Here is a 23,320-nt window from a genome sequence, read left to right as displayed (position 1 = left end):
CCCGGCCTCGCCCGGGAACCGTTTCCCGCCGCCCCCGGAAAAGGGGAGGCGGGTGGGGCCGGGGGGCGGTGGCCAGCACGCCAGGTCGGGTCCCTCCCGCAGCCGCACGTCGATCTCGCCCGGGCATGCCGCCACGGCGCCATGCCGCTGCGAGAACGACAGGGCACCCGGGTGACGGGAGGGTCAGTCGCCCTCGGGCACGTGGTCGGGCCGGGGGCCGCCGTGGGGGAACGACGTCTTGGCCGCCGCCTCGAGCTCCTCGCGGTGGCCCCGGATGAGGTCGAGGTTGCGGTCGCGCAGGTGGTCGAAGCCCTGCTGGATGTTGGAGCCGGGCGTGAGCGACGCGAGCGCGGTCTCGGGGTCGAGCCGCGCCGACACCCAGCCCTCGTGCGAGGCGGCCTTGGCGACGATCGTCGCGTTGGGCGTGACGATGTGGCTGTTGCCGAAGTAGATGACCCCGGCCGGGTCGATGCCGGTCGCGTTGGCGCCGATGACGAACACGTGGTTGTCGTAGGCCCGGGCGCGTGAGGTCAGCTCCCAGATGTCGGCCGAGCGGAGCAGCGCGGACGGGCGGCAGATGACCTCGGCGCCCTGCACCGCCTGGATCCGGGAGAGCTCCGGGTAGTCGCCGTCGAAGCAGATGATCATGCCGATCCGCCCGAGGGCGGTGTCGCTGACGGTGACGGTGTCGCCCGGGGTGACCCAGCCCCCGCCCGAGACGGCCTCGGTGCAGAACGGGTGCGTCTTGCGGTAGACCCCGAGCAGCGTGCCGTCGGTGTCGATGAGCACGGACGCGTTGTAGACGATCCCGCGCTGCGGGCCGCGCTCGTAGGTGCCGACGCAGAGGACGACACCCAGCTCGCGGGCCACCGCCTGGAACGGCTCGGTCATGGCGCCGGGCAGCTCGCTGACCAGGTCCCACAGCTCCTCGACGGGGCAGTCGGGCGTGAACCCCGTGGTGGCCGACTCGGGGAGCACGACGAGCTCGGCGCCGGTCTCGGCGACGCAGCGGCGCACGAAGTCGACGCAGCGCGCGATGTTGGCCTCGACCACCTGCGGGGTGAGGGGGCCCCGCACGGGAGCCACCTGGATGGCAGCTGCAGTGAATGCACGCATCAGCGTCGTCCTCCGATCGCCCAGCCCAGTACGACACCGACGAGGGTGAGCGCCCCGCCGACGAGGACCCCGAAGCCGAAGTCCTTGCTCGATCCTCCCACCAGCGAGCCCGGCAGACCCCCCGGGCCTGCCGACCCGGCATACGTCGCCTGGCCGCCACCGGCCGCCGGGACAGCACCAGCCGCGACGCCGACGCCGGCGCCCACCGCAGCGGGCAGGGCCTCGGCCGGGCGCTCGCCGGCGATGTCGCGGTCGAGCGCGGTGAACATCTGGCCGGCCATCTTGCGGGCCACCCCGGCGAGCATCCGCTGGCCGACGCCCCCGATCGCGCCCCCGACGATCGCGTCGGCCTCGTAGCTGATCGACGTGCCGCCGGACTCGCCCGGCGCCAGGGCGACCTCGACCGTCGTCGCGATCGTGCCGGGAGCACCCGCGCCCTCGGCCTTCATCGTGAACGCGGTCGGCTCGGTGACGTCGTGGATGGCGACCTCGCCGGCATACGAGCCCTTGATCGCCGCGACCCCCGCCATCACCGTCATGGCGTAGCGCCCGGTCGACAGCTCGCGCAGCGACTGGCACCCGGGGATGCAGCGGGCGAGCACGGCCGGGTCGTGGACCGCCGCCCACACCTGGTCGGGGGTGGCGGCCATCTGGGCGCTGCCGGAGATCTTCATGCGGACTCCTCGGTCGGGGTCGGGCTCACGGTCTCGAGCGCGTGGGCGTGCGCACGGCGCAGGTCCCACAGCTCGTGGGGGCTGATCGGCATCGAGCGGATCGGGAAGCCCTCGGCGTCCTCGATGGCCGACGCGATGACGGCGGTCACGGGGATGGTCCCGGCCTCGCCGGCACCCTTGATCCCCAACGGGTTCAGGGGCGAGGGCGTCTCGAGGTGGTCGGTCTCGATGTGCGGGATCTCGGACGCGTAGGGCATGAGGAAGTCCATGAACGAGGCGTTGAGCAGCTGCCCGGTCTCGTCGTAGGCCATCCGCTCGTAGAGCGCGCCACCGACGCCCTGGGCCACCCCACCGTGGACCTGGCCCTCGACGATCATCGGGTTGACGACGGTGCCGCAGTCGTGGATGACGCAGTAGCGCAGGATCTTGATCTCCGCAGTCACCGGGTCGGTCTCGACGATGGCGGCGTGCATGCCGTTGGCGAACGTCGCCTGGGTGGGGGAGTAGAAGTCCTTGCCCTCGAGCCCGGGCTCCTCGTCGTCGGCGACCGGCGGCTTGTCAGGGTCGAAGGTGCCGGCGAACTGGGTCGCGGCCTTGGCCGACTCGTCGAAGGCGTAGCGCAGCGGGTTGGACATGACGGCCACCGTCGACAGCGCGATCGAGGCGTGCGGCGCGCCCTTGACGCTGATCGTCCCGTCCTCGATCTGCAGGTCCTCCTCGGCGACCTCCAGGGCGTCGGCCGCGATCCGCAGGGCCTTGGCGCGCACGGCCCGGGCCGCGAGGGCGACGGCGTTGCCGCTCATGACGGCGCCGCGCGACGCGAACGTCCCCACGGCGTACGGCATCCGCCGCGTGTCCCCGGTGGTGACGTGGACGTCGTCGATCGAGACGCCGAGCTCGTCGGCGACGATCTGCGCGAGGATCGTCTGGTGTCCCTGGCCCTGCGTGGTCAGGCCGGTGGCGACGTTGACGCGGCCGCTCGTCTCGACGTGGACGTGGCCCCCCTCGTAGGGGCCGACGCCGGTGCCCTCGACGTAGCAGCCGATCCCGAGCCCCACCTTGCGTCCCTGCGACTCGGCTTCCTCCCGGTAGGCCGCGAAGTCGTCCCAGCCCACGAGCGCCTTGAGCTTGGCGAGCGAGGCGGGGAAGTCGCCCGAGTCGTACTTGAGCGGCCGGCCGTCCTGGAACATGAGCCCCTGGTCGAACGGCATCTCCTCGGGCTGGATGAAGTTGCGCGAGCGCACCTCGGCGCGGTCGAGCCCGAGCTCGGCGGCGATCGCGTCCATCGTCCGCTCCATCGCGAAGCAGCCCTGCGGGCGGCCGGCGCCGCGGTAGGGGGTGACGATGGCGGTGTTGGTGTAGAGCGACCAGAACTCGACGCGGTAGTTCTGCGGCTTGTAGGGCCCGAGCAGCTGGGTCGCCGTGATGATCGGGACGATGACGCCGTAGGGGAGGTAGGCGCCGTTGTCGTGCCAGAACCTCACGTCGAGGCCGAGCAGCCGCCCGTCGTCGTCGAACCCGACGGTGACCTGCTGGACCTGGCCGCGCTCGTGGGCGCTGGCGGTGAAGTGCTCGCGGCGGTCCTCGGTCCACTTGACGTCGTGGTCGAGGCGCCGGGCGGCCCACGGGACGAGGACCTCCTCGGGCCACGGGTGCATGATCTTGACGCCGAAGCCGCCACCCACGTCGGGGGCGATGCACTCGACCTGCGACAAGGGAAGCTGGAGCTTGGCCGCGACCGCGGCGCGGACGCCGGTCGAGGTCTGGGTCGAGGAGTGCAGCCGCAGCCGCTGCTCGTCCGAGTCCCATTGTGCGAGAACGCCCCTGCCCTCCATGGGCGTGCAGGCGCTGCGCTCGATGTCGAGGTCGAGGGTGAGCGTGTGGGGGGCCGCAGCCAGCGCGGACTCGACGTCGCCGACCTCCTGCAGCAGGTGGGCCGCGACGTTGCCGGGGGCGTCGTCGTGGACGAGGTTCGCGCCGTCTCGGGCGTTCTCGATGCCGACGACGGGCGGCAGGAACTCGTAGGAGACGACGATCCGCTGGGCCGCGTCCTCGGCGACGTAGCGGTTCGTCGCGACGACCATCGCGATCGCCTCACCGACGTGGTTGACGTCGTCCTTGGCGAGCGCGTGCCCGGTCCGGCCGGCCTCGATGCTCGGGTGCGGGATGAGCAGCGGCAGGCGGTCGGCGGCCGGTCCCTCGAGGTCCTCGTGGGTGAAGATCGCGACGACGCCCTCGACGTCGAGCGCGCCCTCGACGTCGATGTCGGTGATCCGCGCGTGGGCGTGCGGGCTGCGCACGAACGCCGCCTCGTATGCCGTGTGGCCCAGGTCGTCGAGGTAGCGCCCGTTGCCGGTGACGAGCCGCGGGTCCTCCCGGCGCAGGACGGGCTGGCCGAACTGCCTCGTCGTCATGCCGGGTCACCACCCTCGGTGGGGGTGGCGCGTTCACGGTTGATCTCGGCGGCGCGCAGGACGGCCTTGCAGATGTTCTGGTACCCCGTGCAGCGACAGAGGTTGCCCGAGATCGCCTCGCGCGCCTCCTCGGACGTGGGGTCGGGGTTCTCCTCGATGAAGGCGGTGATCGTCGTGACGAAGCCCGGCGTGCAGAAGCCGCACTGGAGCCCGTGGCACTCGACGAACGCCTGCTGCACCGGACCCATCGCGTCCTGCGTCCCGAGGCCCTCGACGGTCGTGATCTCCATGTCCTCCGCGGAGACGGCGAACATGAGGCAGGACCGCATCGGCTTCCCGTCGACGAGGACGGTGCACGCGCCGCAGACGCCGTGCTCGCAGCCGACGTGCGTCCCGGTGAGGCGCAGGTCGTGCCGGATGAAGTCGGACAGCAGCCGACGCGGCTCCACGGTGCGCGTGTGGGCGATGCCGTTCACGGTCACCGTCACGTCGACGGTCGTGCCCTGGTCGATGTCGGTCATGCCGTCCCTTCCGTCGTGGCCCGCGTCAGTGCGCGGCGGGTGAGCTCGGCGGCGAGCATCCGTCGGTACTCACTGCTGGCGTGGATGTCCGCCTCGGGTGCGATCCCGGCCTGCACGAGCTCGTCGACGCCGTCCCAGACCGACGAGACGGGCTGTCCCGCAACGGCGTCGGTGAGGTCGACGACCACCGGGATGTCGGTGACGGAGACGTATGCCGCCCGCGCGCCGGTCACGACCGCCTCACCGGAGTCGGTGCTCACGTCCACGGCGACGCCGACCCCGGCGACCGCGTAGTCGCCGGAGCGCCGGGCCGACTCGAGGAAGGCGGTGCGGGTGCCCGGCGCGAACCGGGCGAAGCGGACCGCCTCGACGAGCTCGTCGGCCTCGAGCACGGTCTGGAGCGGGCCCTCGAAGAACTCCAACGCGGCCACCTCGCGACGGCCGCGCGGACCGACCACCTCGATGACGCCCTGGGTGAGGACGAGCACGGACGGCATCTCGCCCGCGGCGTCGGCGTGCGCGATCGAGCCGACGGTGGTGCCGCGGTTGCGGATCGCGGGGTGCGCGACGCAGAGGAGGGCCTGCCGCAGGAGGGGGAGGACGGCATACGCCTCGTCGTGCTTCTCGAGCTCGGCGTGACGGACGGTGGCACCGACACGCACGTGGGAGTCGGTGACCGTCACGGTGTCCAACCCGGCCACCCGGTTGATGTCGACGAGGTGGGCGGGCTGCGCCAGGCGCATGTTGAGCACGGGGATGAGGCTCTGGCCACCGGCGAGCACCTTGCCGTCGTGCCCGACCTCGCCGAGGACCGCGACGGCCTCGTCGAGGGTCCGGGGGCCGTGGTGCACGAACGGTGCCGGTTTCACCTGGGAGCTCCTGCCTGCTGGTCGTTCTGCTGGTCGTTCTGGGGGAATGGCGCCGCCCCGCCCGGAGTCGTCCCCGGGCGGGGCGGCGGTGACGATTCAGACCTGGCGGTCGCGGTCCGGGTCGCGCTCGCCCGTGTCGCCGGGGTAGCCGGACTGGTAGAGGTCGTCGATGCCGTCCTCGTCACCGTAGACCCGGTCGCCGCCGGCCATGGCGGTGCCGCCGAGACCGCCCTGGCCGTCGGCGCGTTGCCGGAGGTCGGCGGGCGCGAGGGTGCGAGCCAGGTGGAAGGCGCCGATGGCGACGATGGTGCCGAGGGCGATGCCACTGAGGGTGAAGTCGTCGCTGAACTTGAGCTTGACGTCGCCGATGCCGATGACGATGCCGGCGGCCACGGGAACGAGGTTGATCGGGTTGGCGAAGTCGACCCCGTTCTCCTTCCAGATCTTGGCGCCGAGCAGGCCGATCATCCCGTAGAGGACGACCGTGATGCCGCCGAGCACCCCACCCGGGACGGAGGCGACGAGCGCACCGAACTTGGGGGAGAGACCGAAGAGGATCGCGACGATCGCTGCCACGTAGTAGGCCGCCGTGGAGTAGACCCGGGTCGCCGCCATGACGCCGATGTTCTCGGCGTAGGTCGTCGTGGGGGAGCCACCGACGGCCGAGGCGAGCATCGTGCCGACGCCGTCGGCGCCGATCGCGCGACCCATGTCCTTGTCGAGGTCCGCGCCGGTCATCTCGGCGACGGCCTTGACGTGACCGGTGTTCTCGGCGATGAGGGCGATGACGGCGGGGAGGACGAGGAGGATCGCGGCCGTGGTGAAGGTCGGGGTGTGCCAGCCGGCCACCTCGGTCCCGTCGGCGTTGAAGATGGTCTTGGCCGGGAAGCCGAGCCACGAGGCGTCGCCGATCGCGTCGGTGTTCCAGCGGAAGTGGTCGGTCGCCTCGGTGGCGCCGCCCAGGACCGAGTTGATCTGGCCGAGCGTGCGGTCGAGCACCCACGACAGGAGCGTGCCGAAGATCAGCGCGAGGAAGATCGCGATGCGGCTGATGAAGCCCTTGAACGCCACCGCGCAGACGATGGTGAAGAGCATCGTCAGCAGCGCGACCCACTGGTCCTGCGGCCAGTAGATGTTGGCCACGACCGGTGCGAGGTTGAAGCCGATGAGCATGACGACGGCGCCGGTGACGACGGGCGGCAGGACCTTGTGCAGGACCGCCGAGCCGAGGAAGTGGATCGCGAGGCCGACGAGCGCGAGCACGAGGCCGGCGACGAGGATCGCGCCGGTGACCTCGGAGGAGTCGCCGCCCTGGGAGCGGATCGCCGCGACCCCGCCGACGAACGCGGCGGAGGTGCCGAGGTAGCTCGGCACGCGGCCCTGGACGATGAGGAGGAACGCGATGGTCGCGATGCCGCTCATCATGATCGCGAGCTGCGGGTTGAGGCCCATGACGAGCGGGAAGACGAAGGTCGCGCCGAACATCGCGACGACGTGCTGCGCACCGAGGCCGACGGTGCGGCCCCAGTCGAGGCGCTCATGAGGAGCGACGACGTCGTCGGGCCCGAGCGTGCCCTCCTTCACCTGCCATCCAAGTCCAAGCGCCATTTGTCAGCCTTCCTCACACGGACGGCGTGGGAGTCGCACCGTCATCGGATACGAGGACGCTAGTTGGGGCGTCCTCGGGGTCATTCGTCAAACAGTGACAGCGGCTGGCGGGGGTCGTTGGCACGTGGGTTCGGCCGGGTCGCATCGCTGTCGCAGGCGCCATCGTGGCACGGCGTCCTTCTCCTGAGCCCTCGTCCGGCGCAACTCGCCGTGCGCGCGGTGAATTGCGCGTCACCGGGTCGCCGTGCTCGCCACGCCACTGCGCCAGTCGTCCGGCGCGGCTGACGGCGCGGAGCCGCCGCTCCGTGGTCTCTCGCGCGGGGTTCGAGGTGGCCAGCAGGAGCCGGTCGCCACTGCGGAGCACGGTGTTCTCGTCAGGGACGAACAGCCGACCGTCACGCACGATCATGCTGACCGCAGCCTCGGCCGGGAGCCGCACCTCGAACAGCGCGACCCCGGCCAGCCGGGACTGCGGGGGCAGGTCGAACTGCAGCAGGCTGGCGTCGATCTCCTCGAGCGGGGCGGCGTCGATGTGGACCTCGCGGGAGGCGTCGCTCTCGGCGAGGCCGAGTCGTCGGGCCAGAGCCGGAAGGGTCGGGCCCTGCACGAGGGTGAACCCGACGACGAGGAGGAAGACGACGTCGAAGATCCGGTCGGCCTCCGGCAAGCCTCGGGTCATCGGGATGGTGGCCAGCACGATGGGCACGGCACCGCGCAGCCCGGCCCACGACATGAAGACCTGTTCCCGCCAGGGGACGCGGAAGGGGGTGGCGCAGAGGGCCACCGAGATCGGCCGGGCGACGAGCGTGAGGGCGCACCCGACGACGGCAGCGGGGATGATCGCGTCGACGAGCCTGCTCGGGGAGGCCAGCAGGCCGAGCATGACGAACAACCCGATCTGGGCCAGCCAGGCCAGGCCCTCCGCGAAGCCCGTCGTCGCGTTGCGGTGTGGCAGTGGGGCGTTGCCCAGCCACAGCCCGGCGACGTACACCGCGAGGAAGGGGCTCCCGCCGGCGACCCCGGCCACCGCGAAGGCCAGCATCGCAAAGGCGACGGTCGCGAGCGGATAGAGCCCGGCCGAGGGGAGGGCGCTCCGGGCCAGCACCCACTGCCCCACCCGTGCCACGACGAGTCCGAGCCCTGCCCCGAGGACGAGCTGCACGAGCATCGCACCGCCGATGCTCACCGCACCCGACTCGCTCCAGGCGTCGGACGCGACGACGCTCACGAGGATGATGACCGGGGGGTCGTTGAAGCCGGACTCCGCCTCCAGTGCGGCACGCAACCGGCGCTGCAGCGGCATCGACCGCAGCACGGCGAACACCGCCGCGGCGTCCGTGGACGAGGCCACCGCCCCGAGCAGGACGGCGGTGCGCAGGTCGACGTCGAGGATGAGGTGGGCCAGGGTTCCCGTGACGGCGACACTGATGCCGACGCCCACCGTGGCGAGGACCAGCGAGAGGGGGGCCACGGGGCGCACCACGGACCATCGGGTCGTGAAGCCGCCCTCGGCGAGGATCATCGCCAGGGCCAGCGACCCGAGGATCATCGTGAGGTTGAGGTCCTCGAAGCGCAGTCCCAGTCCGGACTCCCCGAGTGCCAGGCCGATGGCCAGGTAGAGCAGGAGGCTGGGCAGCCCGACCCGGCTGGACACCCGGACCGCTGCCACCCCGACGAGCAGGACCAGCGTGACGGCGAGGACGACGACGTTGAGGTCCTCGGCGTTCATGGGCGGGACCGGCTGCCGGGGGTGCCGGCGCCGCGCAGCAGCGCCGCTGTCAGCCGGGTCTCGAAGTCGGTGAGCTCGAGCCCGACGACCTCGACGCCCCACGCCGAGGTCGTGGCATTCACCTCCTCGAGGATGGAGGTCTCCAGCCGCTCACGGGCTGTCAGCAGCCCGACGAGGTCGAGGCGGGCGATGCCGCGGGCGATCGCGACCTCGACCGTCAGCGCCGAGGCGGCGACGGGGCCCGGCTCGGGCACGGAGGCCCGCCAGGCGTCGACGACCTGGCAGGTGACGGTGCCGATGACCCGCACGTCCACCCCGTCGCGGGTCACCGTCGGGACGACGACGGTCAGCGGGGTGGGGTGCAGGGAGACGAGGCTGATGCGTTCGACGCCGGGAAGGTGGACCACGAGCCCGGGTCCTCCGACGCGGTGGGTGCGACCGAGTCGGGTCACCACGGCTCGCTGCTGCTCGGCGACGACGCGGACCGACGACACGACGGCGAGAAGGAGCACGGCGCAGGGGACGGCGAGCCACGCGACGAGGGACTCCACGACGCTCCTCTCGCCGAACGGGCTGTGGCGCGGCGGGGACGGTGTGCTCCCCGCCGCGTCACCATCCTCGGGTCCCGGTCACACACGGGCAATCGGGGCCACCACCCACATCCGTGTGGGTGGATGGACGCCCGGCAGGGCGATGCGCGAGGGTGGGGCGGTGAGCCTGCTCCGGCGGATGCCGCTCTACTGGCGGGTCTGCCTCATCAACGCGGTGGTCTTCGTGCTCGGCACGGTGGCCCTCGCGGTGGCGCCGGTCACGGTCTCGTCGCGGGTCCTCGCCTCGGAGGCGGTGGTGCTGGCGATCGGGCTCACGACGATCCTCATCCTCAACGCGCTGCTGCTGCGGTCCACGCTGGCACCGCTCGACCGGGCGGCCCGTCTCATGGAGCGGGTCGACCTCGAGAGCCCGGGGGAGCGCCTCACCGACACCGGCAACGGTGCCGTGGCGGACCTCGTCGAGTCGTTCAACGCCATGCTGGAGCGACTCGAGACCGAACGGCGCACGAGCACGGCCAGGGCCCTGGCCGCCCAGGAGGCCGAGCGCCATCGCATCGCCCGTGAGCTGCACGACGAGGTGGGCCAGGGCCTGACCGCGATGCTGCTCGGCCTCAAGCGGGCCGTCGACCGCGCCCCCGACGACATCCGGGCCGACCTCGAGCTCGTGCAGACCGCCGCACGGGGCAGCCTCGAGGAGGTGCGCGAGGTGGCCCGCCGGCTGCGCCCGGGCGTGCTGGAGGACCTCGGTCTGGTCAGCGCACTGGCGGCCCTGGCGACCGACCTCACCGCGCACACCGGGATCCACGTCCAGCGCGGACTCGCATCCGGCCTGCCCGACCTCGGCAAGGAGGCCGAGCTGGTGCTCTACCGGGTCGCGCAGGAGGCCATGACCAACGTCGCACGGCACTCGGGGGCCGACACCGTATACCTGTCCCTCACTCGGCAGGGAGCGGGCGTCGCCCTCCTCGTCGCGGACGACGGGAGGGGGCTCCGCCCCGGGTCGGAAGGGGCCGGCATACGAGGCATGCGTGAGCGGGCCCTCCTCGTCCGCGCGGAGCTGACCGTCCGGAGGCGCCCGGAGGGTGGCACCGAGGTCCGACTCGTCGTGCCGGTGCCGGTGGCGGGTCGGCCGGCCGCGTGACCGTCGAGCGGCCCATCCGCATCCTGCTCGCCGAGGACCACGCCCTCGTCCGGCAGGGCGTCCGTCTCATCCTTGACGCCGAACCCGACCTCGAGGTCGTCGCGCAGGCCTCCGACGGCGCGGAGGCGGTGGCCATCGTGCGCGACCACGAGGTCGACCTGGCGATCCTCGACGTGGCCATGCCCCGCATGACCGGTCTGCAGGCCGCGCTCGAGATCAGCCGGCGGCGCAACCCACCGAAGATCCTCATGCTGTCGATGTACGACAACGAGCAGTATTTCTTCGAGTCGCTCAAGGCCGGCGCCTCCGGCTACGTGCTCAAGTCGGTCGCCGACCAGGATTTGGTCCAGGCCTGCCGCGCCGCGATGCGGGGTGAGTCCTTCCTCTACCCGGGGGTGACGAGCACGCTCGTCCGCAACTACCTTGAGCGGGTGCGGCGGGGCGAGCGACCCCAGGCAGGAGGCCTGACGCCCCGCGAGAACGAGGTCCTCAAGCTCATCGCCGAGGGACATCTCTCTACGGAGATCGCCGAGGCGCTCGCGATCAGCATCAAAACCGTCGAGCGGCACCGGTCCAACATCCTCGCCAAGCTCGGAATGCGCGACCGGACCCAGCTGACCCGCTATGCGATTCGTGCGGGTCTGGTCGAGCCCTGAACCGGAGCTCAGGCGAGCACGAAGTAGCGCACCCAGACGTACACCCAGCCGACGACGAGGGTCGCCGCGGTGACGACGATCCCGTACCGGGTGAACTGCCAGAAGCTCACCGGCGTTCCGTTGCGCGCCGCGATCCCGATGATGACGACGTTGGCGCCGGCGGCGACCGCCGTGGTGTTCCCACCGAGGTCCGCTCCGAGCGCGAACGCCCACCAGAGCGGCTCGCCCTCGCCGGCCGGCATCGACGCCACGAGGTCCTGGACCACGGGCGACATCGCCGTCGTGTAGGGAATGTTGTCCACCAGCGCGCCGAGCACCGCCGACCCGAAGAGGAGGGCGGTGGCCGCCACGAGGGTGCGGTCGCCCGTGGCCTGGACCGCCGCCTCGCCGATGTCGCCGATGACTCCCACCTCCACGAGGGCGCCGACGAGGACGAACAGGGCCATGAAGAACGCGAGCGTGGCCCACTCCACCTCCTCGAGGAACTGTTCGGGGGAAGCGCCCGAGACGAGCACCATGACCCACGCGCCGAGCAGGGCGACGAGGGAGGGCTGCACGTGCAGCACCGAGTGCAGCGAGAAGCCCACCATCACGAGGACGAGGACCACGAGGGAGCGTCGCAGCATCGCGGGGTGCCGGATGGCGTCCCCCGGACGCAGGTCGTCCGCCGTGGTCGCGAGGTCCTCGTCGACCTCCAGCCGCGTCCTGAACAGCACCCAGGCCAGACCCAGCAGGACCCCGTGCAGCACGATGACGACCGGCGCCATGTGGACGAGGAAGTCGTTGAAGGACAGGTCGGCCCGGCTCGCGATGATGATGTTGGGTGGGTCGCCAATGAGGGTCGCCGCCCCGCCGACGTTGGAGGCGAACGCCAGGGTGATGAGGTAGGGCCCCGGGTCCAAGCCGAGCCGCCGGCACACCATGAGGGCGACCGGCGCCATGAGCAGCACGGTGGTGACGTTGTCGAGCAGCGCGGACGCGCCGGCCGTGACAGTCATGAGCAGGGCCATGAGGCGGAAGGGCCGGCCACCTGAGCCGTGCGCGGCCCACACCGCGAGGGCGTCGAAGAGCCCGGTCTGCTTGAGGACGGAGACGATGACCATCATCCCGAACAGCAGGAAGATGACGTTCCAGTCGATCCCGCTGCTCTCGGAGTAGAACGCCGTGCGGGTGCCTACCAGCCCCACCGCGGCCATCGCGGCCACCCCGCCGACCGCCGCCGCGACCCGGTGGACCCGCTCCGTCGCGATGAGGGCGTAGGTGCCGACGAAGATCACGCAGGCGAGAGTGGCGCTCACGTGCGGCCCGGCGGTGGTCCGGTCGGCATGGCGTCACTCTGGTGCGGTACCTGCGGGCGGGGACATCCGTGCCACACCCCATTTGCGCGAGGTGGTCAGGACCCGCAGTGCGTCAGGGGGAAGGGGTGCGCGCTCCACCGGGCTGGGTGGACCACGTCGCGAGCAGTGCGTCGAGGGCGCTCGTGCGGGCGCCGACCAGGGGTGCGTTCTCGATCACCTCGGCCGTGCGAACGGTGGTCTGGAGCCCGCCCGCGTCGGCGATGGCGGTGGTCACCGCCTCGACGACTTGGGTATGCCGTCCCCACCCTCCGCTGAGCACGACCAGCTCCGGGTCGAGGAGGTAGCAGTGAGCCCGCACGACCTGGGCGACGGCCCCGGCGAGGGTGCGGGCCTGGCCGACACCCCGGTCGAGGTCCTCGACGACGGCCTCGACGTCGACGGCCGTGCCACCATCGCGGAGGTAGCCGAGGGCCTCGACGCGCTCCATGAGCGTGCCGCTCCGCGTCGCCGCCGACCCTCGCCCATGGACCGCGGTGAGGGAGTAGGCGATCTCGCCGGCGAGGCCGCGGGCGCCGTGCAACGGCCGGCCACCGCTCCACATGGCCGCACCCATCCCCTCGTCGAGGTGGACGTGGAGGACGTCGTCGACTCCGGCCGCGACACCGTGCTCGCGTTCGGCGAGCAACGCCCAGCTGACGTCGTTGTCGACGACCGGGCGCACGGGGACGACGCCGTCGAGGAGGGCCACGGGGTCGAGCTCCCCGACGAGGAAGGGGCTGGCGGGCAGCTCGATGACCCGTCCGGTGCACCGGTCCACGGGGTCCGCGACGGCGAGGGTCATGGCCCGGATCGGCCCGGGGGAGTCGGATGCGAGCGAACGGCATACGCCGACGAGGGCGCGGCCGAGCGCGCCCGGGGTGACGGGCACCGGGATCGACCGCCGCCGGCTCGCGACCGTGCGACCGTCGAGGGCGACGACCTCGCCGACGATGCCGTGGGGCCCGGCCTGGACGGCGAGGGCGCAGCCGGCCGTGTCGTTGACGGTGAGGTAGGTGCCGGCGCGGCCGCGACCCCCGCTCGCGCGCTCGCCCTCGACGAGGACGCCGGAGGAGAGGAGGCGCGCGACGCTGTGCGAGACGGTGGGCTTGGAGAGCCCGGTGGCGCTGGCCGCCGCGGCACGGGTCAGCCGGCCGGCCGTGGCCACCGCGGCGAGGACGTGGCGGTCGCTCATGGAGCGCAGCAGGTCGAGCGTGGGCAGGTCGGTGGGCACGTCGAAACCTTTCGTCAGGACTCCTTGCAAAGTAGCAGAGCGCTGCGCTACCGTTGCCTTCAGTCAGGACTCCTAACGAATGATCGCCGCCGAGAGAGGGTCACCGATGACCACGCAGACCGACACGCCCCAGCTGCCGCACTGGGAGAGCAAGCCCGAGGACGTCACGGGCGCCATCGTCGAGGTGAAGCGCGCCCTGCGTGCCCGCATCGCCGCGAGCGGCCGCACCGTCGAGGAGGTCTTCGCCGAGCTCGAGGCGTCCATCGCCCTCAAGGTCGAGAAGATCAAGGCCGAGCGCGCCTCGGGGGAGAGCGTCTGGCCGGTCATCGAGTTCGCCGACATCGAGGCGGGCACCGTTCCCGCCGAGCTCGCCGCCAAGGTCAAGGAGCGGGGCTGCGCCGTGGTCCGCGGCACCTTCCCGCACGAGCAGGCCCTCCAGTGGGACCGCGACATCGTCGAGTACGTCGAGCGCAACAAGTTCTTCGAGACCTACACCGGCCCGGCCGACGACTTCTTCGCGAGCGTCGAGAGCACGCCCGAGATCTACCCGATCTACTGGTCGCAGCCGCAGATGGAGGCGCGGCAGAGCCCGCGGATGGCAGCGGTGCAGGGCTTCCTCAACAGCCGGTGGACCCACGAGTCCGAGGGCCGCCAGTGGTTCGACCCGGACCGGGACTCGCTCTACCCCGACCGCATCCGTCGCCGCCCGCCGGGCACGGACTCGGCCGGGCTCGGCACCCACGTCGACACCGGCAGCATCGACCTCTTCATGACCGAGGGCTACCAGCAGGTCTTCCGTCACCTCTTCTCCGGGGACGTCGAGAGCTACGACCCGTGGAACGCGGCGCACCGGACCGAGGCGGTCAACTACCCCGCGTCGACGATGTGCTCGGCGTTCCGCACCTTCCAGGGCTGGACGGCGCTGTCCGACATGGGCCACGACCAGGGCGTCCTCCACACGGTGCCGATCCCGGAGGCGATGGCCTACCTCATGCTGCGTCCGTTGCTCGACGACGTCCCCGACGACGAGCTCTGCGGCGTCGCCCACAACCAGACCTTCCCCATCACGTGGAAGTGGCACCCGCTGCTCATGGAGGCCGTCTCCGGGATCCCCGACGTCCGGGCCGGCGACACCGTCTGGTGGCACTGCGACCTCATCCACTCCGTCGCCCAGGTCGAGGACCAGGTGGGCTGGGGCAACGTCATGTACATCCCGGCCGCGCCGTGGTGCCCCCGCAACGAGGCGTATGCCGCGAGCGTCCGGGAGGCGTTCCTCACCGGTTCAAGCCCGAGCGACTTCCCCGAGGAGCACTACGAGCGCGACTGGGAGGGCCGCTTCCAGCCCGAGCAGCTCAACGAGATCGGCCGCCGCGCCCTCGGCCTCGGCCTCACCGACTGACGTCCCCCGCTTGCGTCCGCAACCCTGGTCGAGAAACCGACCACAGGTGCGGACGCAACGCTGGCGCCGCCGCTTGCGTCCGCAACTCTGGTCGAGAAACCGACCAAGGTTGCGGACGCAGCGGAAGCGCGTGCCGAACGGGGGAATTGGCGAGTTGGGGACGAGGTCAGACGCCGCGCATCTGGCGGATCCGCAGGGCCAGCGCCAGCGTCAGCCGCAGCTGCGGGTCGGTCGTGAACGGCCCGAGCATCTGCTCGAGCTTGGCGATCCGGTAGCGCAGCGTGTTGTAGTGGAAGAAGAGCAGGCGCGCCGTCTCGGCGACGTTGAGGTTGGTGTCGAGCAGCACCTGCAGGGTCTGGCGCAGGTCGGCGTACGAGGCCTGGTCGTCGGTGGCCAGTGCGCCGAGCGCCTCGTCGACGAACGCGCGCAGGTCCGCGGTGTCGGGGATGAGCGACAGCAGCCGGTAGATCCCCAGCCCGTCGAAGTGCATGACCGCGGACTCGCCCTGCATCTGCCGGCCGACCGCCACAGCGCGCAGCGCCTCGGAGTAGGCCCGCGGGATGTCGGCCACCGAGTCCACGGGCCGTGACACGCCGGTCGAGAACGAGCGCCGGCCTCCGCCACCGTCGCCGCGCACGATCTTGACCATCTCGCCGACCGACCGCATGACGGCGTCGTGCTCACCGTCGCCGCCGCACGGCGCGGGCATGAGGGCGACGACCTCCTGGCTGAAGCCCGCCACGGGTGCCTTCGGCTCGCGGGTGCGCACCGCCTGCACCCACGCGCGCACGAACCGGTCCTGCAGGGAGCGCACCTCGTCGCTGGTGCGCGCCGTGTGCGCGTCGTCCTCGTCGGTCTCGGCGACGACGACGACCATGCGGCGGTCGAGGTCCCAGCCGAGCGACGCGGCGTGCGCGACCGCCTCGGTCGGCGAACCCACCCGGCCGACGAGCGTGTCGCGGAGGAACTCGGCGCGGTACTTGCCCTCGACCGCCGACACGGCCTGGTCCTTGGTGATCGCGAGGGCCGCCACCGCGGCCGCGCGCTCGAGCCCGTGCACGTCGGTCGTCGTGAGGGCCCGGCCCGGGGTGAAGATCGCGAGCAGCCCGTGGTCCGAGGTGCCGGCGACGATCCGCACCATCGCCCGCTCGGACTTCGTCACGCCGGCGGCCCGCACCCCCACGGGCTCGTCCTCGACGATGAGCCGCCCGGTCCGGTCGAAGCACTCGAGCCCCATGACGTGGGCGAGCGACTCCTCCGAGCCCGCCTTCGCGACGGTCCGGCCGTCGGTGGTCGTCACGAGGGCCACCCCGGGGAAGAGCGTGACGAGGGCCTCGCAGAGGTCGTCGAGCGAGCCACCCGCGAGCACGGTCTGGACGAGGATGCGGTTGACCTCGTCCTCGCGCCGGAGCAGCTCGGCCTGGTGCTCCACGACCCGCCGGAGCGACGCGACCGTCGCCGCGCTGTCGTCACCGCCCGACCCCGGGGATGGCAAGTGCTGGCCCTCAGCAGGCAGATCGTTGGCAACATTTACCATCCGGCCACTGTAGTCATGCTGACTACCGTTTCAGGGGTGCTTCCCACAATCCCCGGCGCGGTGTCGCCGCTCGTCCGGGGTCTCGTCGCGGGCCGGCTGAGGCCCGCCGTGGTGCTCGCGGCGTTCCCCTCGGCGCTCTACCTCGCGCTCGCCGACGGGGATGCCGGGCACGCCGACGTCGTCGCCGTCGTCACCAGTGACGCGCTCGTCCTTCCGACCTCGATCCTCCTCGCCACGCCTTCGCCGCACCCGTGGGGGGTCGTGGCGGGCGACGTCGTCATGCTCGGAGGTGACGTGGTCGCGCTGCGCGGACACGGCATACGCGTCGTTCGCTCGTGGCGGCCACGGCGGGTCGGGACGGCGGCACCCAGCGCAGCGACCGTCGACTGGCGAGGTCTCCTCGCGGACGTCGGGCGCGGAGAGGGACTCACCCCGCGCGCCGACGACGTCCTCTGCGGCGCGCTCCTCGCGGCGCGCGCGGTCGGCATCGCCGGTCCGGAGACCCTCCCGCTCGAGCGCACGACGAGCCTGTCCGCGTCCCTGCTCGTCGCTGCCAGCGAGGGGTATGCCGTGTCCTGCGTCGTCGACCACGTCGCCGCCGCGGTGGCCGGGTCCCCGGACGTCGAACGCACCCGCGAGCAGGTCCTCGCCATCGGTCACACCTCCGGCGCCGGACTGGTCGAGGGAATCGACCTCGTCCTCCACGCCGCCACCAGCCCCCAGCCGGAAGGAATCCTGTCGTGAGCATCACCCACGTCGACGTGCGCCGAGGCGCGTACCACGACTCCGTCACCCTGCTCCAGGTCTCACGCACCGTCGCCGACGCGGAGGGGGTGGAGGCCGCCCAGGTGGCCATGGCGACCGAGCTCAACGTCGAGGTGCTCACCGGGATGGGGTTCGACATCCCCGACGGTGCGGGCCCCAACGACCTCGTCCTCGCGGTCCGCGGCGCCGACGACGCGGGGGTCGCGGCCGGGATGGCCGTCGCCGAGGCCGCCCTCGCCGCGAAGTCCGTGCCCTCCAGCGGCGGGTTCGGTGACCCGCCCACGCCGCGCACCGTCGGTGGCGCCCTGCGCGCCGGGGGTGCCGACCTCGCCCTCATCTCCGTTCCCGGGCGGTTCGCCACGGCCGAGGCGCTCGACGCCATCGCGGCCGGCGCCTCGGTGATGCTCTTCTCGGACAACGTCTCCGTCGAGGACGAGATCCTCCTCAAGGACGCCGCCGCGGACGCCGACGTGCTCGTCATGGGCCCGGACTGCGGCACCGCCGTCATCGGGGGAGTCGCGCTCGGCTTCGCCAACGTCGTCGAGGCCGGCCCGATCGGGATGGTCGCCGCGTCCGGCACCGGGGCCCAGCAGCTCATGTGCCTGCTCGACGCCGCCGGGGTCGGGATCTCCCACTGCCTGGGCGTCGGCGGCCGCGACCTCAAGACCGCCGTCGGTGGGCGCTCGACCCGGCAGGCGCTCGCCGCCCTGGCCGCGGACCCCGCGACGACGTCGATCGTCGTCGTGTCGAAGCCGCCGGACGAGGCGGTCCTCGCCGACCTCGAGGAGTATGCCGGTGGGCTGGGTGTGCCCGTCCGCTGGGCCACGCTCGGTGCCGGCCGGCCCGACCTCACCTCCGCGCTCGAGGCCGTGCTGCGGGCCGAGGGCCGCGACGTGCCGCAGTGGCCCGCGTGGGTGGCGAGCGAGGACCCGGAGCCCGGCTCCGTGGCCGGTGCGCTGCGCGGTCTCTTCTGCGGCGGGACGCTCGCCGACGACGCGATGCTCATCGCCGCCGAGAGCCTGGGCGACATCCGCTCCAACATCCCGCTGCGCGACGACCTCGCGCTCGGGTCGGACCTGCGCGACGACGGGCACCTCGTCATCGACTTCGGCGACGACGGCCTCACCCAGGGCCGCGCGCACCCGATGATCGACCCCAGCCTGCGGATGGAGCGGATCGCCGCCGAGGCGGCCGACCCGACGTGCGGGGTCCTGCTCCTCGACCTCGTCCTGGGGTACGGCGCGCACGCCGACCCCGCCGGCGAGCTCGCCGACGCCATCACCGCGGCCCGGACCGCCGCGCGTGACGGTGGCCGGGTCCTGCCCGTCGTCGTCTCGGTCACCGGCACCGAGGGCGACCCCCAGGGGCTCACCGCGACCTGCGAGGCGCTCGCCGCCGCCGGCGCCTCGGTCTTCCTTTCCAACCGTGATGCCACCCGGCACGCCCTCACCTTCCTCGGAGGCACGCGATGACCCAGCCCACCGCACCGACCACGGGCGGGCCCCTGCGCGGGCTCCTCGCCGTCGAGTCCCCCGCCGTGGCCACCGCCGGGGTGCCCCTCTTCGCGGAGGCACTGCGCGGTCAGGCCGTCGCGGTCACCGAGGCCGACTGGCAGCCGCCCATGGAGGGCACCGAGGCGAACCTCGGCACGGTCATGGCCGACACGCGGCGCGCGGAGGCGAACGCGACGGCATACGCCCGCCTGACGGCCTCGACCGCCGAGCTGTGCGACGTCAAGCAGGCCAAGGACGCGCTCGGCCTCGAGCGGGGGACGTTCCTGCACGCGGGGCCGCCCATCGACTGGGAGCGCGCCTCCGGGCCGCTGCGCGGGGCGTTCATCGGAGCGGTGCTCTTCGAGGGTCTCGCCGACACCGCGGAGGAGGCCGAGAAGGCCCTCGCCGCAGGGAAGTTCACGTTCGAGCCGTGCCACCACCGCAACGCGGTGGGCCCGATGGCGGGCGTCGTCTCGCCGTCGATGTGGATGTACGGGCTGCGCGACGAGGTCCACGACGCGTGGTCGTGGTGCTCGCTCAACGAGGGGCTCGGCAAGGTGCTGCGCTACGGCGCGTACGGTCCCGAGGTCGTCGACCGGCTGCACTGGATGACCGACGTCCTCGGCCCGATCCTGCAGCAGTCGGTGCGGGCCACCGGACCGTTCGACATCAAGTCGATCCTCGCGCAGATGCTCCAGATGGGAGACGAGGGGCACAACCGCAACCGTGCCGGCTCGCTCATGCTGCTGCGCGAGCTCCTCCCGGGGATGATCACCGCCGACGCCAGCTCGACCGACATCGCCGAGGCGGTGCGCTTCTCGGGCGCCAACGAGCACTTCTTCCTCAACCTCGGTATGCCGGCCTGCAAGCTCGCGACGATGGCGGCGCACGGCATCCCGGGGTCGTCGCTCGTGACGACCCTGGCGCGCAACGGCACCGACTTCGGCATCCGGGTCTCGGGGACCGGCGACGAGTGGTTCACCGGTCCGGCGAACACCCCGGAGGGGCTGTTCCTCGGGGACTACGGGCCCGAGGACGCGAACCCCGACATCGGCGACTCGGCCATCACCGAGACCGCCGGCATCGGCGGGTTCGCCATGGCGGCGGCCCCGGCGATCGTCAAGTTCGTCGGCGGGGACGTGGCGTTCGCGCTGCGGGCCACGCAGACGATGTACGAGATCACGATGGGGGAGCACCCGATGTACCAGGTGCCGATCCTCGACTTCCGCGGCACGCCGACCGGCATCGACGTCGTGTCCGTCGTCCGGACCGGGATCCTGCCCCAGATCAACACCGGCATGGCCGGGCGCGTGGCGGGGACGGGTCAGGTCGGTGCCGGGCTCGTGACGCCGCCGGCGGAGTGCTTCCCGGCCGCCCTGGCGGCGCTGGCGGCGCGCGTCTGACCTGTCCCGTTCGCGCTGTGCACTGCTGCGCTCGGGCGCAGCAGTGCACAGCCACAGTGTGCGCTGCTGCGGCTGGGCGCAGCAGTGCTCCGCCAGCGCGTGGTGCTGCGCTTTGGCGCAGCAGTGCACAGGGGCGTCAGCCGAGGTGTGCGCGGTTCCAGCGGGCTGCGCTGCGGCGACCGTTCGACGAGAGCGGAGCGTCTGGGAGGATGGCGCGCGTGACCGCACAGACTCTCGACGGCAAGGCGATCCTCGCGACCATCAAGGAGGAGCTGCGCGGCCGCGTCTCGGCCCTCGCCGAGCGGGGGATCGTGCCCGGACTCGGCACCGTCCTCGTCGGCAACGACCCGGGCAGCAGCTGGTACGTCAACGCCAAGCACAAGGACTGCGCGGAGATCGGACTCTCGAGCATGCGTCACGACCTGCCCGCCGACTCGAGCCTCGACGACGTCCTTGCCGTCGTGCGCGAGCTCAACGCCGATCCGGCGTGCACCGGCTTCCTCGTGCAGCAGCCGACCGGCCTCGACGAGCACCGGATCCTCGCCGAGGTCGACCCCGAGAAGGACGTCGACGGGCTGCACCCGACCAACCTCGGCTGGCTCGTCCTCGGCCACGAGGCGCCGCTGCCGTGCACCCCGGTCGGCGTGGTCGAGCTGCTCCGCCGCTACGACGTGCCGATCGCCGGCGCCCGCGTCGTCGTCGTCGGGCGTGGCATCACCGTGGGCCGACCGCTCTCGCTCATCCTCACGCGACGCTCCGAGAACGCCACGGTCGTCCAGTGCCACACCGGCACGCGCGACCTGGCCGCCGAGGTCCGTCGGGCCGACATCGTCGTCGCCGCGGCCGGCGTGCCCGGGCTCATCACCGCCGACATGGTCAAGCCGGGAGCAGCGGTCCTCGACGTCGGCGTCAGCCGCGTCGTCGAGGACGACGGCCGCTCGGTCATCGCCGGTGACGTCGCCGCGGACGTGGCCGAGGTCGCCGGCTGGGTCAGCCCCAACCCCGGCGGCGTCGGCCCGATGACGCGGGCCATGCTCCTCACCAACGTCGTCGAGATCGCCGAGAAGCACGCCGCCACCTCCCGCTGACCCAACCCACCGGCAGCAGCCCGGAGACACGAATGAGGCCCGTGCCCCCAAGGGGGACACGGGCCTCATCTCATGCGGTCAAACCGGTGATGCGGTCAAACCGGTCGTGCGGTCAAACCGGTCGTGCAGGTCACGCGGTGGAACGGTGCGTCACTTGGTGACGGCGTCCAGCGCGTCGATGAGCCCGTGGCCGTAGTAGCCGGAGCCCGAGGCGCCGCCGTCACAGGTGGCGTCGTTGACGCCGTCACGGTTGGCGTCGTAGAACTCGGGGCAGGCCAGGGTGTCGGCCTCGCGCTCGAGCGTCTTCATCGCCTGCTTGGCGTTGAGACCCGTGTCGGTGCCGCGGATGAGCGCGACGACACCGGCAGCGTGCGGGGACGCCATCGAGGTGCCCTGCTTGTAGCCGTAGCCACCGCCCACAATGGTGGAGAGGACGCGACCGTTCTTCGACGGGGTGTCGGCGGCCACGCGCGCGTCGCCACCGGGTGCTGCGACGTCGATGACGTTGCGGCCCCAGTTGGAGAAGTAGGACTTGACGGCCGTCGAACCGACCGACGAGACGGTCACGGTGTTGCCGACCTCGGTGGGCATGTCGTAGCACCGCTGGTCGGCGTCACGCGGCATCGGCTCGGCGTTGTTCGGGCTGCCCGTGTCGGTGATCGGCTTGGAGAGGTCCCAGGCCGAGTTGCCGGCGGCGGCGACGTTGACGACGTCCTTCTTCTCGCTGTACTTCAGCGCGCGCTCGACGGCGAGGATCGCAGCCTTCTCGTCGAGGTTGGCCTTGCACCACAGCGCGTAGGGGTCGATGTAGTACGAGTTGTTCGTGACCTCCATGCCCTTGTCGGCCGCCCAGATGAAGCCACAGATGGCGTACTCCGGGTAGATGTAGCCGGCGTCCTCGACGACCTTGACCGAGGCGAGCTTGACGTTCGGAGCCACGCCGATGACGCCCTGCTTGTTGCGGGCCGCGGCGATCGTGCCGGCGACGTGGGTGCCGTGGTCGGACGTGGTGGGCTGCCACGCCTTCGGGTCGGTGTTCGGGACGCCACGGTCGGTGCAGTCGACGGACTGGGAGGCGTCGACGTTGGCGGCGAGGTCGGGGTGGTCGGCCTCGATGCCGGAGTCGAGCACCCCGACGGTGATGTTGCGGTTGCCGTCGGTCTTCAGGTGCGCCTTGTCGGCACCGATCTGGCGCATGTGCCACTGGTTGGCGAAGAGCGGCTCCTCGTTGTCGTCGCCACCGGACGTGCCGGCGCCGAGACCCTGGACCACGCCGTCGACGGGGACGGTGGACGTGGGCTCGTAGGCCTGCATGGCGCGCGAGGGGCCGGCCGCGATGATGCCGGGGGACTGGCGGGCCTTGTCGTCGAAGGTGTCGTCGCTCGCGCTGGCGATGACGACGCCGATCTGCGGCCACTCCTGGACGACGGTGCCACCCGCCGCTGTGACGGCGGCGACGGCCTTGTCGGTCCCGGTGCCGCCCTGGGCGACGACGAACGAGGTCGGGCCGGCGAGCGGGGCGGCTCCGGCGGGCGCGGTCGCGGTCAGTGCCGTGGCTGCCACGGCGCACGACGCGGTGGCGGCGATGGCCGCGGCCTTGCGGATGAAGGTCGAGTTCACGTGTTCCTCCTGGTTGTGGGTCGCAGGGATCGCGACCCCACGCTGCACCCTGCCCCGTCACCGACCGGAGGGCAATGGTTCCGCACAAAACTTTGTGCAATCCATACCTTCGGGGCCGACGGCAGGTGCGGACGCGTCTGCCGCCCGACCGAGCCCGCGCCCCCAACT

Annotated in this window: 19 protein-coding genes; 7 read left to right on the top strand and 12 right to left on the bottom strand. The window is 72.1% G+C overall.

Going from position 1 to position 23,320, the window contains the following annotated elements; genetic code table 11:
* Window positions 1–183 precede the first annotated feature (183 nt).
* The 8 genes from N801_RS03855 to N801_RS03820 all read right to left on the bottom strand — a co-directional run bounded on the left by N801_RS03855 (window position 184) and on the right by N801_RS03820 (window position 9,482).
* Window positions 184–1,116 (bottom strand): carbon-nitrogen hydrolase family protein, encoded by a 933-nt coding sequence (locus N801_RS03855; protein WP_035933058.1) that lies wholly within the window; start codon window positions 1,114–1,116, stop codon window positions 184–186.
* On the bottom strand, window positions 1,116–1,790 hold the full coding sequence (locus tag N801_RS03850) for an SRPBCC family protein (RefSeq protein ID WP_035933055.1): 675 nt from the start codon (window positions 1,788–1,790) through the stop codon (window positions 1,116–1,118). Before N801_RS03850 ends, N801_RS03855 begins: the two co-directional genes overlap by 1 nt.
* Window positions 1,787–4,204, bottom strand: coding sequence for an aerobic carbon-monoxide dehydrogenase large subunit (cutA, locus tag N801_RS03845; RefSeq protein ID WP_052112567.1), 2,418 nt, complete (start codon window positions 4,202–4,204; stop codon window positions 1,787–1,789). The genes N801_RS03850 and cutA overlap by 4 nt, the downstream gene beginning before the upstream one ends.
* Entirely contained in the window at window positions 4,201–4,725 is a 525-nt protein-coding gene (locus N801_RS03840; protein ID WP_035933052.1) for a (2Fe-2S)-binding protein, read from the bottom strand. Before N801_RS03840 ends, cutA begins: the two co-directional genes overlap by 4 nt.
* Window positions 4,722–5,594 carry an FAD binding domain-containing protein gene (locus N801_RS03835; RefSeq protein ID WP_035933049.1) on the bottom strand — a complete coding sequence of 291 codons (873 nt, stop codon included), beginning with the start codon at window positions 5,592–5,594 and terminating at the stop codon, window positions 4,722–4,724. Before N801_RS03835 ends, N801_RS03840 begins: the two co-directional genes overlap by 4 nt.
* Window positions 5,595–5,690: 96 nt before the next feature.
* Window positions 5,691–7,202 (bottom strand): uracil-xanthine permease family protein, encoded by a 1,512-nt coding sequence (locus tag N801_RS03830; protein ID WP_035933045.1) that lies wholly within the window; start codon window positions 7,200–7,202, stop codon window positions 5,691–5,693.
* A gap of 13 nt (window positions 7,203–7,215) precedes the next feature.
* Complete coding sequence (locus tag N801_RS03825; RefSeq protein ID WP_084108116.1) at window positions 7,216–8,931, bottom strand: potassium/proton antiporter; 1,716 nt, start codon at window positions 8,929–8,931, stop codon at window positions 7,216–7,218.
* On the bottom strand, window positions 8,928–9,482 hold the full coding sequence (locus tag N801_RS03820) for an SPFH domain-containing protein (RefSeq protein WP_035933043.1): 555 nt from the start codon (window positions 9,480–9,482) through the stop codon (window positions 8,928–8,930). The genes N801_RS03825 and N801_RS03820 overlap by 4 nt, the downstream gene beginning before the upstream one ends.
* A 160-nt stretch (window positions 9,483–9,642) precedes the next feature.
* Here N801_RS03820 and N801_RS03815 point away from each other — a divergent pair, with 160 nt between their 5' ends.
* Window positions 9,643–10,623, top strand: coding sequence for a sensor histidine kinase (locus N801_RS03815; RefSeq protein ID WP_211254663.1), 981 nt, complete (start codon window positions 9,643–9,645; stop codon window positions 10,621–10,623).
* Window positions 10,620–11,279: a response regulator gene (locus N801_RS03810; RefSeq protein ID WP_035933041.1), complete on the top strand. Its 660-nt coding sequence runs from the start codon at window positions 10,620–10,622 to the stop codon at window positions 11,277–11,279. Before N801_RS03815 ends, N801_RS03810 begins: the two co-directional genes overlap by 4 nt.
* An 8-nt stretch (window positions 11,280–11,287) precedes the next feature.
* Here N801_RS03810 and N801_RS03805 read toward each other — a convergent pair whose 3' ends face one another.
* Both N801_RS03805 and N801_RS03800 read right to left on the bottom strand, forming a co-directional pair.
* A complete protein-coding gene (locus tag N801_RS03805; RefSeq protein WP_035933038.1) occupies window positions 11,288–12,577 on the bottom strand; it encodes an ArsB/NhaD family transporter in 1,290 nt (429 codons plus the stop codon).
* 112 nt (window positions 12,578–12,689) lie between these two features.
* Window positions 12,690–13,847 carry an ROK family transcriptional regulator gene (locus tag N801_RS03800; protein ID WP_035933037.1) on the bottom strand — a complete coding sequence of 386 codons (1,158 nt, stop codon included), beginning with the start codon at window positions 13,845–13,847 and terminating at the stop codon, window positions 12,690–12,692.
* Between the two features lie 106 nt (window positions 13,848–13,953).
* Here N801_RS03800 and N801_RS03795 point away from each other — a divergent pair, with 106 nt between their 5' ends.
* Window positions 13,954–15,246, top strand: a complete 1,293-nt coding sequence (locus tag N801_RS03795) for a DUF1479 domain-containing protein (protein WP_035933175.1) — start codon at window positions 13,954–13,956, stop codon at window positions 15,244–15,246.
* Between the two features lie 166 nt (window positions 15,247–15,412).
* Here the strand turns inward: N801_RS03795 and N801_RS03790 are convergent, their stop codons facing one another.
* Window positions 15,413–16,741 (bottom strand): PucR family transcriptional regulator, encoded by a 1,329-nt coding sequence (locus tag N801_RS03790; protein WP_052112566.1) that lies wholly within the window; start codon window positions 16,739–16,741, stop codon window positions 15,413–15,415.
* A 78-nt stretch (window positions 16,742–16,819) separates the two neighbouring features.
* Between N801_RS03790 and N801_RS03785 the strand changes: the two genes are divergently transcribed.
* The 4 genes from N801_RS03785 to N801_RS03770 all read left to right on the top strand — a co-directional run bounded on the left by N801_RS03785 (window position 16,820) and on the right by N801_RS03770 (window position 21,532).
* The gene (locus N801_RS03785) at window positions 16,820–17,527 is read left to right on the top strand and encodes an oxamate carbamoyltransferase subunit AllH family protein (RefSeq protein ID WP_169744203.1); all 708 of its coding nucleotides are present in this window, start codon (window positions 16,820–16,822) and stop codon (window positions 17,525–17,527) included.
* Entirely contained in the window at window positions 17,524–19,020 is a 1,497-nt protein-coding gene (locus N801_RS03780) for an AllF/FdrA family protein (RefSeq protein ID WP_035933026.1), read from the top strand. Before N801_RS03785 ends, N801_RS03780 begins: the two co-directional genes overlap by 4 nt.
* Window positions 19,017–20,444, top strand: coding sequence for a YlbE family protein (locus tag N801_RS03775; protein WP_052112565.1), 1,428 nt, complete (start codon window positions 19,017–19,019; stop codon window positions 20,442–20,444). The genes N801_RS03780 and N801_RS03775 overlap by 4 nt, the downstream gene beginning before the upstream one ends.
* A gap of 218 nt (window positions 20,445–20,662) precedes the next feature.
* Window positions 20,663–21,532, top strand: a complete 870-nt coding sequence (locus N801_RS03770) for a bifunctional methylenetetrahydrofolate dehydrogenase/methenyltetrahydrofolate cyclohydrolase (protein WP_035933170.1) — start codon at window positions 20,663–20,665, stop codon at window positions 21,530–21,532.
* Window positions 21,533–21,682: 150 nt separating this feature from the next.
* Here N801_RS03770 and N801_RS03765 read toward each other — a convergent pair whose 3' ends face one another.
* A complete protein-coding gene (locus tag N801_RS03765) occupies window positions 21,683–23,152 on the bottom strand; it encodes a S8 family peptidase (protein WP_211254662.1) in 1,470 nt (489 codons plus the stop codon).
* Between the last annotated feature and the right edge of the window lie 168 nt (window positions 23,153–23,320).

The organism is Knoellia aerolata DSM 18566, from assembly GCF_000768695.1.
GTDB lineage: Bacteria > Actinomycetota > Actinomycetes > Actinomycetales > Dermatophilaceae > Knoellia > Knoellia aerolata.
This window is presented reverse-complemented; position numbering and strand designations above follow the sequence as displayed.

What these genes read in the sequence shown, in the direction of transcription:
- N801_RS03855 (WP_035933058.1), bottom strand. Translation starts at nt 1,116, where the DNA reads ATGCGTGCATTCACTGCAGCTGCCATCCAGGTGGCTCCCGTGCGGGGC.
- N801_RS03850 (WP_035933055.1), bottom strand. Translation starts at nt 1,790, where the DNA reads ATGAAGATCTCCGGCAGCGCCCAGATGGCCGCCACCCCCGACCAGGTG.
- cutA (WP_052112567.1), bottom strand. Translation starts at nt 4,204, where the DNA reads ATGACGACGAGGCAGTTCGGCCAGCCCGTCCTGCGCCGGGAGGACCCG.
- N801_RS03840 (WP_035933052.1), bottom strand. Translation starts at nt 4,725, where the DNA reads ATGACCGACATCGACCAGGGCACGACCGTCGACGTGACGGTGACCGTG.
- N801_RS03830 (WP_035933045.1), bottom strand. Translation starts at nt 7,202, where the DNA reads ATGGCGCTTGGACTTGGATGGCAGGTGAAGGAGGGCACGCTCGGGCCC.
- N801_RS03825 (WP_084108116.1), bottom strand. Translation starts at nt 8,931, where the DNA reads ATGAACGCCGAGGACCTCAACGTCGTCGTCCTCGCCGTCACGCTGGTC.
- N801_RS03795 (WP_035933175.1), top strand. Translation starts at nt 13,954, where the DNA reads ATGACCACGCAGACCGACACGCCCCAGCTGCCGCACTGGGAGAGCAAG.
- N801_RS03775 (WP_052112565.1), top strand. Translation starts at nt 19,017, where the DNA reads ATGACCCAGCCCACCGCACCGACCACGGGCGGGCCCCTGCGCGGGCTC.